Origin of the sequence: Aeromonas sp. S12(2024), from assembly GCF_041402305.1 — a bacterium.
GTDB classification, from domain to species: domain Bacteria; phylum Pseudomonadota; class Gammaproteobacteria; order Enterobacterales; family Aeromonadaceae; genus Aeromonas; species Aeromonas veronii.
This window is the reverse complement of the sequence record NZ_JBGLRB010000012.1, coordinates 16259-29379: the sequence shown is the minus strand read 5'-3', so window position 1 is coordinate 29379 and position 13121 is coordinate 16259. Positions and strand designations below refer to the sequence as shown.

13 protein-coding genes are annotated in these 13121 nt (G+C 61.1%); 7 read left to right on the top strand and 6 right to left on the bottom strand.

Annotation, left to right across the window (positions count from 1 at the left end; all coding sequences use genetic code 11):
• Window positions 1–145: 145 nt before the first annotated feature.
• Window positions 146–358, top strand: a complete 213-nt coding sequence (locus tag ACB035_RS12680) for a hypothetical protein (RefSeq protein ID WP_005348798.1) — start codon at window positions 146–148, stop codon at window positions 356–358.
• Window positions 359–426: 68 nt separating this feature from the next.
• On the opposite strand, the gene yrfG is transcribed toward ACB035_RS12680, so the two are convergent.
• Complete coding sequence (gene yrfG / locus ACB035_RS12675; protein ID WP_371167399.1) at window positions 427–1107, bottom strand: GMP/IMP nucleotidase; 681 nt, start codon at window positions 1105–1107, stop codon at window positions 427–429.
• Window positions 1108–1251: 144 nt separating this feature from the next.
• Here yrfG and nudE point away from each other — a divergent pair, with 144 nt between their 5' ends.
• The 3 genes from nudE to ACB035_RS12660 all read left to right on the top strand — a co-directional run bounded on the left by nudE (window position 1252) and on the right by ACB035_RS12660 (window position 4419).
• A complete protein-coding gene (gene nudE / locus ACB035_RS12670) occupies window positions 1252–1860 on the top strand; it encodes an ADP compounds hydrolase NudE (protein WP_371167398.1) in 609 nt (202 codons plus the stop codon).
• A 37-nt stretch (window positions 1861–1897) separates the two neighbouring features.
• Window positions 1898–2710, top strand: a complete 813-nt coding sequence (gene cysQ, locus ACB035_RS12665; protein WP_371167397.1) for a 3'(2'),5'-bisphosphate nucleotidase CysQ — start codon at window positions 1898–1900, stop codon at window positions 2708–2710.
• A gap of 437 nt (window positions 2711–3147) precedes the next feature.
• On the top strand, window positions 3148–4419 hold the full coding sequence (locus ACB035_RS12660; protein ID WP_193860724.1) for an aromatic amino acid transport family protein: 1272 nt from the start codon (window positions 3148–3150) through the stop codon (window positions 4417–4419).
• Between the two features lie 71 nt (window positions 4420–4490).
• On the opposite strand, the gene ACB035_RS12655 is transcribed toward ACB035_RS12660, so the two are convergent.
• From ACB035_RS12655 to metJ, 3 genes are all read right to left on the bottom strand, one after another.
• Window positions 4491–4829 carry a tRNA-binding protein gene (locus ACB035_RS12655; RefSeq protein ID WP_335842295.1) on the bottom strand — a complete coding sequence of 113 codons (339 nt, stop codon included), beginning with the start codon at window positions 4827–4829 and terminating at the stop codon, window positions 4491–4493.
• Window positions 4830–4901: 72 nt separating this feature from the next.
• Window positions 4902–5636 carry a helix-turn-helix domain-containing protein gene (locus tag ACB035_RS12650; RefSeq protein WP_371167396.1) on the bottom strand — a complete coding sequence of 245 codons (735 nt, stop codon included), beginning with the start codon at window positions 5634–5636 and terminating at the stop codon, window positions 4902–4904.
• A gap of 41 nt (window positions 5637–5677) precedes the next feature.
• Complete coding sequence (gene metJ / locus ACB035_RS12645) at window positions 5678–6001, bottom strand: met regulon transcriptional regulator MetJ (protein WP_005340251.1); 324 nt, start codon at window positions 5999–6001, stop codon at window positions 5678–5680.
• Between the two features lie 205 nt (window positions 6002–6206).
• Between metJ and metB the strand changes: the two genes are divergently transcribed.
• On the top strand, window positions 6207–7379 hold the full coding sequence (metB, locus tag ACB035_RS12640; RefSeq protein WP_371167395.1) for a cystathionine gamma-synthase: 1173 nt from the start codon (window positions 6207–6209) through the stop codon (window positions 7377–7379).
• Window positions 7379–9835: a bifunctional aspartate kinase/homoserine dehydrogenase II gene (locus ACB035_RS12635; protein WP_371167394.1), complete on the top strand. Its 2457-nt coding sequence runs from the start codon at window positions 7379–7381 to the stop codon at window positions 9833–9835. The genes metB and ACB035_RS12635 overlap by 1 nt, the downstream gene beginning before the upstream one ends.
• Before the next feature lie 94 nt (window positions 9836–9929).
• Here ACB035_RS12635 and ACB035_RS12630 read toward each other — a convergent pair whose 3' ends face one another.
• Together ACB035_RS12630 and ACB035_RS12625 are read right to left on the bottom strand one after the other, a co-directional pair.
• The gene (locus tag ACB035_RS12630; RefSeq protein ID WP_005343043.1) at window positions 9930–11195 is read right to left on the bottom strand and encodes an inorganic phosphate transporter; all 1266 of its coding nucleotides are present in this window, start codon (window positions 11193–11195) and stop codon (window positions 9930–9932) included.
• Window positions 11196–11220: 25 nt separating this feature from the next.
• The gene (locus ACB035_RS12625) at window positions 11221–11901 is read right to left on the bottom strand and encodes a TIGR00153 family protein (RefSeq protein WP_005340244.1); all 681 of its coding nucleotides are present in this window, start codon (window positions 11899–11901) and stop codon (window positions 11221–11223) included.
• A gap of 170 nt (window positions 11902–12071) precedes the next feature.
• Here ACB035_RS12625 and ACB035_RS12620 point away from each other — a divergent pair, with 170 nt between their 5' ends.
• Entirely contained in the window at window positions 12072–13040 is a 969-nt protein-coding gene (locus tag ACB035_RS12620; protein WP_371167393.1) for an inorganic triphosphatase, read from the top strand.
• Window positions 13041–13121: the final 81 nt, after the last annotated feature.

The following is a 13121-nucleotide window of genomic DNA, read 5'->3' as shown; positions in this document are numbered from 1 at the left end:
GTGGCTTGACCGCCCGCTCTGGCAGCAATAGCCAACTGCATCACAAAGGCGAAAAGGGCCACATTGCGGCCAATTGGCGGCTATGAGAAAACAGAGCAGACCTCATCAGCGTTTTCGCCGTTTATAGACGACAAGGAGTCGTGACATGACCATGTGGACAGGCATAGTCCTGATCGTATTTATCAGCGTATTGTTCGGATATCTCGGCAAGCGGGCCCGCTATCAGATGGGGGATGCCCGCATCACCGACCGCCTCGGAAAGCAGGATCTGGTCATTCGGGAGCTGCAGGAGCGGGTCGCCAATCTGGAGGCGATCGTCATCGAAGAGGAGAAGCGGCGCCCGTTTCGGGAGCTGTGATTTTTTCACCGCCAGGTTTCAGATACTGAGAGGGCTGCACGATGCAACCCTCTCTCGTTTCAGCAGACTCAGATTGCCAGCGGCAGCAACTCCGCATAGTCGCGGATCGCCGGAAAAGCGGTGATGCTCTGCTCCGGCTTGCAGCTATCCGGATTCTGGATCGCCAGCTGATAGCCGATGCCATAGTCGGCGGCGGCCCGCAGGATCCGCTCGCTGTCATCCACAAACAGGGTGCGGGCTGGATCGAACGCCAGCCGCTCGGCCAGCGCCTGCCAGCAGTGCTGGCTCTCCTTCGACCAGCCCAGCTCGTGGGTACTCACCATCAGATCCAGATGGTCGGCAAGACCGAGTTGCGCATCCTTCACCGATAGACTGGCGGGGTGGGCGTTGGTGAAAAGCACCAGCTGCTTGCCCGCGGCGCGCAGCTCGGCCAGAAAAGGGATGGCATGGGGACGCCACTGGATCTTCGCCAGCAGCTCCTGCTTGAGGGCACGAATATCGAGCCCCAGGGTCTCGCTCCAGTAATCCACGCAGTACCAGTTGAGGGTGCCGTTGACGGCGTGATAGTGGACATCGATCTGCGCTTTGGCTTCATCCAGCGGCAGACCGAGCTGCTCGGCGTAACGCTCAGGCACCAGTTGCTGCCAGAGGTGGTTGTCAAAATGCAGATCGATCAGGGTGCCATCCATATCGAGCAAGACGGTATCTATCTGGTGCCAGGGCAAGGTGGTGGAGCGGGAGTGTGGCATCGGGCCTCTTGATCGCGGATCTCGGAAAACGGGGCGGCAGTATAACGGATTTTTCCTCCCCCTTTGCCATCCCTGGCCCGTGGTGTTCGGTGTGAGAGTCGTTTACTCTTGAAGCACGATTTTTTAACGAGCAGCCAGCGTCCGATGAGCGACCCCCACAAGAGCAAACCCGAGCACATCTCAGCCGACCAACTGGATAACCCCAAGAGCAAACCGGAGATCCTCAAGGCCGATATCGTGGCCGAGAGCCGACTGTTCAAGGTGGAATCGCTACACCTCAAATTCTCCAACGGCGAAGAGCGGGTCTACGAGCGGATGCGCGGCGGCAATCGTGGCGCCGTCATGGTGGTGCCACTTTTCGATGCCCACACCCTGCTGCTGGTGCGCGAATATGCCGCTGGCACTCACTCCTACGAGCTGGGCTTCCCTAAAGGGCTGATCGACCCGGGCGAGAACGCCTTCGAGGCGGGCAACCGGGAGCTGATGGAGGAAGCGGGCTTTGGCGCCAACAGCCTCACCCTGCTCAAGCAGGTGTCGCTGGCGCCCGGTTACTTCTCCAGCCGGATGGATATTTTGCTGGCGCGGGATCTCTTCCCCGAGCTGCGGATCGGCGATGAACCCGAACCGCTCGAGGTGATCCCCTGGCCGCTGAACCGGATCGACGAATTGCTGGCGCGACCCGACTTCACCGAGTCGCGCAGCATCAGTGCCCTGCTCTTGGCCCAGAAGTGGCTGGCGGAGCAGGCAGAGTAGCCCGCAGACGGGCAGTTAACAGACAGAGGATAACGAGATGCAGGAGTTGTTGGCCTGGGTGCCGGGGGTCAAGGAGATTGCCCGCGAAGCCGGAAGGATCCTTCACGACATCTATCACGGCGGTCAGTTCGAGCGTCAGCTGAAGGAGGATGCGACCCCGGTCACCAGTGCCGATCTTGCTGCCGATGCCTACCTCAAACAGGCGCTCTCGGCGCTCACCCCCCATGTGCCGGTGCTGACCGAAGAGGCGGCCGACATCCCCTTCAGCCAACGATCCAACTGGCGGCAGTACTGGCTGGTGGATCCCCTCGATGGCACCGGCGAATTTATCGCGGGTAGCGGCGATTTCGCCACCCTGATCGCCCTGGTGCGGGACAATGTGCCGGTGCTCGGGGTCATCTATGCTCCCGAGTCCAACGTGCTCTACTGGGCGGTGCGCGGCTACGGCGCCTTCAAGGAGGTGAATGGCGAGGTGCTGCCCATCAGCGCCATGCACCGCGAGCATGACCAGCCTGACTCGCTGGTGGTGGCCATCAGCCGCCGCCAGAAGCTGGAAAATCTCACCCGCCGCCTCAACCCGGCCATCAACTACGAGCTGATCCCGCTCGGCTCCAGCTCCCTCAAATCCTGTCTGGTGGCGGAAGGGGCGGCCGATTGCTACGTGCGGCTCGGCCCCACCGGCGAGTGGGACACCGCCGCCGCCCAGTGCATCGTCGAGGCAGCCGGTGGCCGCATCCTCAGCCTGGCGTTGCAGCCACTCAGCTACAACGAGACCGAGTCGCTGGAGAACCCGGACTTTATCGTGATGGGGGATCCGGATCTCGCCTGGGGCAACATTCTGGCCCACTAGGCGGATAGCGATATCATCACTCCAGACATGCAGGCGGCCCGATGGCCGCCTGCTTTTTCAGGGAAGTTACCCCGGGTGATGGCCGGTGTGATCCGCTGGTCAAGGCGCTCTTGAACAGCGTGATACGCTGGCAAAGCGACAAAATGATAGTGAAACATCACAATCGGTCGGCGAGATATGGTGCGATTTTTCACGTAATTCTGAAAACACCTGATTAGCCAAAATAAAAAAATGACAGCGGATCAAATTTTGGTTTTATATTTCACAAAAATCACCAATATCAGTTTTGTTTCATTCTGCGATCCAGATTCCATTCCCAATCTCGCTGGCTAAACCCCGCAATGGCAGTGATATGTTTCAGTCTCGCTTTTTGAGAATTAAATCCCGATAAACCACAATGAACTCAGATTAAAACACTAACAAAAAGTGAATTAGTAATGAGTTTATCTGTAGAGGCTACCAAGGAGCTATCCGGTTCCTGCTCCACCACTGCCAGCATCACACGCTGGCGCCGTCACGACACCCACTGGGTCATCAGCCTGTTTGGCACCGCCGTTGGCGCCGGTATCCTGTTCCTGCCTATCAATCTGGGTCTGGGCGGCATCTGGCCTCTCGTCATCGTCGCGGTACTGGCAGGCCCCATGACCTTCCTGGCCCACCGCGGACTGGCGCGCTTCGTGCTCTCCTCGTCACGCCCCCACGCCGACTTCACCGAAGTGGCGGAGGAGCACTTCGGCAAGATGGCCGGCCGCCTCATCTCGGCGCTCTACTTCCTCTCCATCTTCCCGATCCTGCTCATCTACGGGGTCGGGCTGACCAATACGGTAGAGAGCTTCATGGTCAACCAGCTCGGCATGGCGACCCCGGATCGGGTGATGCTCTCCGGCGTGCTGGTGTTTGCCATGATCGCCGTGATGCTGGCGGGGGAGAAAGCGATGCTGCGCGCCTTCGCCTTTATGGTCTATCCGCTGGCGGCCATTCTGGCGGCCCTCTCCTGCTACCTCATTCCCCAGTGGCAATGGCCGGAAGTGACCGCGTTTGAGGGGGTCAGCTTCCTCAACACCGTCTGGCTGGCGCTGCCGGTCACCGTGTTCGCCTTCAGCCACGCCGCTGCCATCTCCGGTTTTGCCAACGTGCAGCGCCGTGAATATGGCGAGCAGGCGGAAGCCAAGAGCGGCCTGATCCTGCGCAACACCACAGTAATGCTGGTGGGCTTCGTGCTGTTCTTCGTCTTCTCCTGTGTGCTGAGCCTCTCGCCAGCCCAACTGGCCGAAGCCAAGGCCCAGAACGTCTCGGTACTCTCCTATCTCGCCAACATCACCGACAACCCGGTGATCGTGACTCTGGGGCCGCTCATCGCCTTTATCGCTATCAGCTCCTCCTTCCTCGGCCACTTCCTCGGTGCCCGCGAAAGCCTGAAAAGCCTGATCGCCAAGCCCACCGGCCTGCCGCTTGCCAAGGCGGACAAACTGGGCATCGCCCTGATGTTCTTCTCTATCTGGGGTGCTGCAGTCATCAACCCGGGCATTCTGGGGCTGATGGAAACCCTCTCCGGCCCGGTCATCGCCATGATCCTGTTCATCATGCCGGTGATTGCAATCTACAAGGTGGAGGCGCTGGCCCGCTTCCGTCACGGCTGGACCAACGGCTTTATCCTGCTGACCGGTTCGCTGGCGGTATCGGCGCTGATCTTCAGCCTGTTGAAGTAACGACTCGCAGCAGATAACAAAAAGAGAGGCGACCTTGGGGTCGCCTCTCTTGTCTCTGTTCGGGTGTGAACTCAGCCCAGCTTGGCGCCGTTCTCCACCGCCCGCTCAGGGATAGCCATCACCACGGCGCCATCCGGCCGGTAGAATCCGGTTAGCAGAAATTCAGACTGAAACGGCCCTATCTGTTTGGTCGGGAAGTTGACTACGGCGATGATCTGGCGGCCCACCAGCTGCTCTGGCTGGTAGAGAGCGGTGATCTGGGCACTGCTCTTGCGAACCCCCAGTTCAGGGCCAAAATCCGCCCACACCTTGTAGGCCGGTTTACGCGCCTCGGGGAACGGCTCGACCCGCACCAGAGTGCCCACCCGGAGCTCCACCATCTCGAAATCCTGCCAGCTAATCGTCTCCATCTTGGCTCCTGTTTATCGTGCACCTTGCATGACCCGCAGCATGGCCCAAAGAGAGAAACCTGTCTTCGGCGATCAGCCGTTTCGTTGCGGCAGGTGGCCGTTTTGCTGGCGCCAGAGGGACGGAGTGAGCCCGGTCTCGGCCAGGAAGCGCTCGCCGAAGGCCCCCTGATTCTGGTAACCGCAGCGGCTGGCAATCTCGCCAACGGGCAGTTGCGTACCGGCAAGCAGGGTGCGCGCCAGCGCCATGCGTCGACTGCGAATGTAGTGGGAGACGCTCACCCCCAGCTGCTGGCGAAAGGCGAGCTTGAACTGGCTCTGGCCAAGACAGGCGATGGCGGCGAGTTGCTGATTGGTCAGCGGGGCGGCAAGGTTGGCCTCGATATGGCGCTGCACCTTGAGGATGCGGGTGGCAAGGCGTGGAATGGCTGCGCTCTGCATCCCCTGCCCTTGCGCCAGCAGGGAAAGCCACACCTGCTCCATGCCCGCCACCTGCCGCCCCTCGGCCACCATGCGGTGCAGAAACGCGAGGTAGTGGCGCTGGGGCTCATCCAGCTCGATAAAGGGGCAGGCCGCCAGATCCCCGGGTAGCCAGTCGCTCTCCTGCACCAGAAACGAAAGCGCAGGATCGGCGGCGTAGTCGTGTCGCTCACCGGGGGCGATGATGCAGGCAGAACCGGGGGCAAGCCTGTGCCCCCGGCCCTGCACCTCGATCTCGAGGGGGCCGTCGAGGGGGATCACCAGTTGGGCAAAGTCGTGGCTATGACTGCAGACGTGGTGGTGATAGTGGCGCAGGCTGAAGCGGGACATGGCAGATAGCAATGACGCGGCCAGGGCCGCGTCATTGGGGATTATTCCTTGTCGAAATCTTCGATCTCTTTGCCCAGCGCTTCCATGATGGCGCGCGCTTCGGCCGGGACACTGTCCGGTTGATCCTTGCGCAAGTCTTCGTCGCAAGGGAGCGGCTGGCCGGTGAAAGCGTGCAGGAAGGCTTCACAGAGCAGCTCGCTGTTGGTCGCATGACGCAGGTTGTTCACCTGACGGCGGGTGCGCTCATCGGTCAACACTTTCAACACCTTGAGCGGGATCGAGACGGTAATCTTCTTGACCTGTTCGCTCTTCTTACCGTGTTCCGCGTAGGGGCTGACGTAGTCGCCGTTCCACTCTGTTCCCATGACTCACCTGTTCTCATTTAGCCGTGAGCGCGGATTTTAACCCTTAAGGAAATTAATGGCAATCCAACAGCAAAGCCATTTAGACGTCCGGAAGTGTTGACGTCTTTTTTAAGCTGGCGTAGTGTGGTTGTCCATGAGCCCGCAATGGCGGGATGGCGCGTGGCAGCAAGATGCCGGCGTGTGAAGAGACATCAAGGAGAGTGATATGACCCACAAGGCCACCCTGGCGGTTCGCACCGGGATTGAGACAGACCAGCAACACGGTGCCGTGGTGCCCCCCATCTACCTCTCCAGCAACTACACCTTTGCCGACTTTGGCGAGCCCCGTCAATACGATTATGCCCGCTCCGGCAATCCGACCCGCACCAATCTGGCGGACGCGCTGGCGGCGTTGGAAGGGGGCGCTGGCGCCGTGGTTACCGGCACCGGCATGGGCGCCGTCCATCTGGTCACCACAGCACTGCTCAAGGCGGGGGATCTGCTGCTCGCCCCCCACGACTGTTACGGCGGCACCTGGCGCCTGTTCGAGTATCTGGCGACCAAGGGCCACTACCGGGTGCAGTTTGTCGATCAGGGGGATGAGGCCGCACTGGCCGCCGCGCTGGCCCTGAAGCCTGCGCTGGTATGGGTCGAGACCCCCTCCAACCCGCTGCTGCGGGTGGTGGATATCAACGCCATCGCCAGCGCCGCCCACGAGGTGGGTGCGCAGGTGGTGGTGGACAACACCTTCCTCTCCCCCCTGCTGCAACAACCCCTAGCACTTGGTGCCGACGTGGTGGTGCACTCCACCACCAAGTACATCAACGGTCACTCAGACGTGGTGGGCGGAGTGGCGATTGCCAAGGAGGCTGCACTGGCCGAGTCGCTGGTGTGGTGGGCCAACTGTCTGGGGCTCACCTCCGGGGCGTTCGACTCCTACCTCACCCTGCGCGGTCTGCGCACTCTGGCCCCCAGATTACGCACCCATCAGGAGAACACCGATCGCATCCTCGCCTTCCTGCAACAGCAGCCACTGGTGAAACGCATCTATCACCCCAGCCTGCCGAGCCATCCGGGCCACGATATTGCGCGCCGTCAACAGTCCGGCTTCGGCGCCATGCTAAGTTTTGAACTCGATTGCAGCGAGACAGGCATTCGCGCCTTCCTCGCGGCCCTCACCCTCTTCTCGGTGGCCGAGTCCCTCGGCGGGGTAGAGAGTCTGGTGGCCCATCCGGCCAGCATGACTCACAGGGCCATGACCCCGGTCGCGCAGCAGGCAGCAGGTATCAGCGCCCAGCTGCTGCGGTTGTCGGTCGGTATTGAACACGGTGAAGACCTGGTGGCCGATCTGGCTCAGGCTTTTGAACAGGCACAGCAGGCAGAACAGGTAGCGAAGTAATGGAACAGCAGCAACAAGGAGAGATCGCGGTGGCAGCAGAAGCAGGATTGAAGCGACGTCACGTCCACAAATTTGGTGGCAGCAGTCTGGCGGATCCGGTCTGTTATCGCCGGGTCGCCAGTATCGTTGAACAACAGGTGGGCGGGGATGAACTGATCGTGGTCTCTGCCGCCGGCAAGACCACCAACCGGCTGATCCAGCTGGTGGAGCTGGCCGAAGCGGGGGACGAAGCCGCCGGTGAAGCCATCTCTGCCCTGCTGGCCTATCAGCAGAGCCTGATCGACGGCCTGCTGGAGGGTGAACTGCAGCTCGATCTGAGCAAGCAGCTGGCCGACGACATGCAGCTGATCGCCAAAACGCTGGAAGGACAGTTTGACCGCTTCGCCCGCAACGGACTGCTCGCCTTTGGCGAAGTGTGGTCGGCGCGCCTGCTGGCAGCCCTGCTCACCAGCCGCGGCGACAAGGCTATCTGGCTCGACGCCCGCAGTTTCCTGCGCGCCGAGGATGGCGCTCTGGTCAAGGTGGATACCGCCCTCTCCAGCGAACTGCTCAAGGCGCGGCTGGCCGAACATGCCGGTCGCATCGTGGTGACCGGCTTTATCGCCGCCGACATGGAGGGGCGCTCCCTGCTGCTCGGTCGCAACGGATCCGACTACAGCGCCAGCCTGTTGGCGCTGCTGGCGGACGGCGAATCCACCACCATCTGGAGCGACGTGGCCGGGGTCTACAGCGCCGACCCGCGTCGGGTGAAGGAGGCACGCCTACTGGAGCGCCTGAGCCTCGCGGAAGCCAACGAGCTGGCCCGTCTTGGATCTTCGGTATTGCACTCGCGCACCCTGCAACCGGTGGCCGACAGCCGCCAGCGCCTCACCCTGCGCTGCAGCTACAACCCGGACGAGGGCTGCACCCACATCCTGCGCCGTGCCCCCCGCTCCGGCGGTGCCCGCATAGTCTCCTCGGTGGATCAGATCGCCCTCATCGAGCTGAAGGTCCTGCCACAAACCAACTATGAGCAGACGGTGGCCACCATCGAGGCCCATCTGGCCCGTCACCGTCTCAATCCGCTCACTCTTCAGCGCCAGCCGGATCGCCGGGTGCTGCGCCTCGCCTATACCCTCGAAGTGGCACAAGGGGCCTTCGAGCTGCTGCGCGACTTTCAGCTGCAAGGGAGCTTCACTGGCCTCATCCAGAAAGAGGGGTACAGTCTGGTTGCGCTGGTGGGGGCTGGCGTCACCGACAATGCCGAGCAGTGCCACCGCTTCTACCAACTGCTGGCGGATCAGCCGCTGGAGTTCGTCCAGGTGGCCAAAGATGGCCTGAGTCTGGTGGCCGTGCTGCGTCAGGTGGTACTGGAACCCCTGCTCATTGCCATGCACAGCGCCCTGTTCAGCCGCCCGAATCGGGTCGGACTGGTGGTGTTCGGCAAGGGCAATATCGGCGGCCACTGGCTGAGCCTCTATGCCCGCGAAAAAGCCCGCCTCGAACATGAACTCAATCTGGCGCTCACCCTCTACGGGGTGTTCAGCTCGGAAGGGGGCCTGCTGGATGAAGAGGGGCTGGATCCGCTCAAGGTGCAGGACAACTTCAATCCCAAGCCGCTGATCTGGCCCGAGCTGCTGGCCCAGCTGGAGCAGCACGGTTTCGATACCCTGATTGCGCTGGACATGACCGCCAGCGAGACGGTGAGTCGCTACTACCCGGACTTTGCCCAGTTAGGCATTCACATCATCGCCGCCAACAAGTTTGCCGGCGCCGCCGACAGCGAGTTCTACCAGCGCATCAAGCAGACCTGCCGCGACCATCAGGTGCAGTGGCGCTACAACGCCACCGTGGGTGCCGGGCTGCCGATCCAGTCCAGCATCCAGATGCTGCGCCAGAGCGGCGACCGCATTCAGGGGGTCTCCGGCATCTTCTCCGGCACCCTCTCCTGGCTGTTCCAGCAGTATGACGGCAGTCGCCCCTTCTCCGAGCTGGTGGACGAGGCGTGGCAGCACGGCCTGACCGAGCCGGATCCCCGCGAGGATCTCTCCGGCCAGGATGTGCGCCGCAAGCTGCTTATTCTGACGCGGGAAGCAGGCTTTGAGCTCGACTCCGCCGATATCGAGCTGGAGAATCTGGTGCCCGTCACGCTGCGCAAGGTGACCGCCGATCAGTTCATGGACAGACTGAAAGAGCTGGATGGCCCGATCCAGACCGCCTTCGAAGGGGCCAAGCGCCTCGGCAAGGTGCTGCGCTACGTCGCCCGCTTTGAGCATGACGGCAAGGCGCGGGTCGGACTGGAGGCGCTGGAGCCCCATCACCCGTTTGCCAACCTCTTGCCGTGCGACAACATCTTCGCCATCGAGAGCGACAGCTACCGCACCAACCCACTGGTGATTCAGGGGCCGGGGGCGGGTCGGGAAGTGACAGCCGCCGCTATCCAGTACGATCTGTGGCAGATCTGCGCCAACCTCTAAGGCTGATATGCAAAGGGAGCTGCGCCTCAGCTCCCGCGCACAATAAAAAAAGCCCGAGTCGATGACTCGGGCTTTTTGCTGAATGCCGCTTCGATTAGGAGAAGCAAGCCTGCAGCACGTAGAAGATCGCGATAGCCAGAATGGCACCGGCAGGCAGGGTGATGATCCAGGAGACCACGATGTTGCGCAGTACCCCCAGGTTCAGCGCCGCAATACCGCGCGCCAGACCGACACCCATCACAGCACCGACCAGGGTCTGGGTGGTGGAGATGGGCAGACCGGTACCGGAGGCAATCACCACTGTCGCGGCAGTCGCCAGCTGGGCAGCAAAACCACGGCTCGGGGTCAGGTGAGTGATGCCGGTACCGACCGTCGCCATCACCTTCTCGCCCATGGTCGCCAGACCGATCACGATACCGATACCGCCCAGCGGCAGGATCCACCAGGCAATGGCTGCCTGACTGGAAATCTCGCCACCGGAAGCCACGATAGAGGCCACCGCAGAGAGCGGGCCAATGGCGTTGGCCACATCGTTGGAGCCGTGGGCAAAGGCCATGGCACAGGCGGTGATCACCATCAGGATGCCGAACACCTTCTCCACATTGGCGAAGTGCATCTTGCTGTCATCCTGCGGGTTGTACTTCTGGCCGCGAATGTAGATCCAGCCGGCAAACGCCACTGCGATGGAGATGGCGATGGAAAGCAGAATGCCCTCGCCATCGCTCAGGTGCAGACCGACGTGGGTCAGCCCCTTCTTGATGGTCACCAGACAGATCACCAGCGCAGTCAGGAACATGTAGAACGGCACATAGCGCTTGGCGTTGTTCAGGGGGTCATCGGTGTTGAAGATAAGCTTCTGCACGCTGATGAACATGAAGTAGGCGATGACACCTGAGATGGCCGGGGTGATGACCCAGGAGCCGACGATGCCGCCAAACTTGCTCCACTGCACCGCTTCCGGGCCAATGCTCACCACCGCAAAACCGACGATGGCGCCGATGATGGAGTGAGTGGTCGAGACAGGCCAGCCGAAGTAGGAGGCGAGGATCAACCAGGCGCCTGCCGCCAGCAGGGAGGCGATCATACCGAGCACCAGCAGGTCCGGGCTATCGACAAACGCATTGCTGTCGATGATGCCGTTACGGATGGTGGCCGTCACTTCGCCACCGGCCAGATAGGCACCGGCAAATTCGAAGATCATGGCAATGATGATCGCCTGACGGATGGTCAGGGATTTGGTGCCGACCGATGTTCCCATGGCGTTGGCCACGTCATTCGCGCCAATGCCCCAAGCCATCAAAAAGCCGAACAAGGCCGCCACGAGCACCAGAGTGGTGCCGTAATTCGCGATAATGTCCATTAGTAGTGTTTACCCAGTCAGTCGATTACGAACGAGCCAGCATCAGTTCCAGACGGGCGCCTACGCGCTCAGCCTGATCTGCCAGGTCACCTACCCATTCGAGGATCTTGTAAAGGAACATCACATCGATCGGATTGTAATTGTGCTCAACCGCTTGCAGCTGTTGGCGCAGTCCGATCTGCATGGTGTCTGTATCGTCCTCGATCAGATCCAGCTGATGGATCATCTCGGCAACCATTTCCACTTCCCGTCCTTTGAAGCCGGTCTCGAGCAGCTCGTCGAGCTCCCCGATCGCTTTCTCGGCCTGAGCGGTCGCATCAATACAACGTTTGAGGTAAGCCATGAAATCCGTCCGCATTTCGGCGGGGAACTCCATGCGACGACCAAGCATGCGGCCGGAGATATCCTTGGCACGGTTGGCAATCTTGTCTTGCTGGGTCAACAGCTCCAGCAGGTCGGTACGTGCAACCGGCAGGAACAGGCCGCGAGGCAGTTTCAGACGGATTTCACGCTTGAGGGTATCTGCCTCTTTTTCCAGTTGGGCGATCTGCTGCCGGATCTTCTCGGCATCTTCCCAACGGTCTTCGGCAACGGCGTCAAAGAAGGGAACCAACTGCTGGGAGCACTGGTGAACCTTGACGATATGCTTCTGCAGCGGCTTGATGGGGGACTTGGCAAAAAGCCCCAAAATAGTATTTACTGGCATGGCCAAACCTGTGTCGGTGAAAAAACACTCGATACGATTTTATGAGGCGCGCATGGTAACCGAACTGCGCCCTCAATTAAACCGCGAATTAATCTAGTCGTCTCGCGGGCATTATATCCCCGCGACCCGATTCCTGCCCCCCCAAAGTTGCCTGCCAGCCCGGAATGAGTATGCAAACTGAGATCGAGATAAAGTTTTTTGTCGCCCGCGACATTCAAGCCAAGTTATCCAACCTGCTGAATTCTCTTGAGATTAAAGAATCGTCACAACAGCAGCTCGGCAACGTCTATTTCGATACGCCGACCCTCGACCTTCGTCGTCTGGATATGGGGCTACGCATTCGCCGCTGCGATGCCTTCGCCGAACAAACCATCAAATGCCGCGGCCAGGTGGTGGGCGGCCTGCACGCCAGACCCGAGTACAACGCCCCTGTCAGCGGCGATCTGCCGACCCTCTCGGCCTTTCCCGATGAAATTTGGCCGACCCTGACCGAGCGTGACCAGATTCAGCAGCAGCTGGTCGCCCAGTTTCGCACCGACTTCCTGCGCCGCCACTGGCTGATCGTCTTCGAGGGGGCCGAGATTGAGCTGGCCTGGGATCAGGGAGAGATCGTCGGCAGTCAGGGCAGCACCACCATCAACGAGCTGGAACTGGAGCTCAAATCCGGCGCTACCGCGGCGCTGTTTGCGCTGGCCCAACGCCTCGCCAAGCTTGGTGGGCTGCGTCTCGGTGCCCAATCCAAGGCCCAGCGCGGCTATCGACTGGCTGGTCTTGGCAAACCGCTGGCCCTGCAGGCGCTGGTCGAACATGAAGGTATGGATGGCATAACGGGGATAGGCGAGGGGCTGCGCCACTGGCAGCATCACGAGCAACTCTGGCTGGAGCATCCTCAGGATAAAGGCATTCAACAGCAGGCACCCGCGGCCCTGTGCCTAGGGATCGACCTGGTCGCCCGCACTGCGGCCGCGCTGCCACAACCAGCGCCCTGGCTACCCGCCCTGACCAGCCTGCACGCACATCTGCAAGCCCAATCGGGCGAGCATGACGAGTGGCCTGCCGAGCTGGCCGATCTCTTCCCCTATCCGGCGTATGTCGAGTTGCAGCTGGCCATCGCCGCATGGCTGCATCACGCAGCCTGAGCGTGGCCATACCGGTACTAAAGGTCGGAAATAAAGACCGGAAACAAAAGCCGAAAACAAAACGGGTGAGCCTTGGCTCAC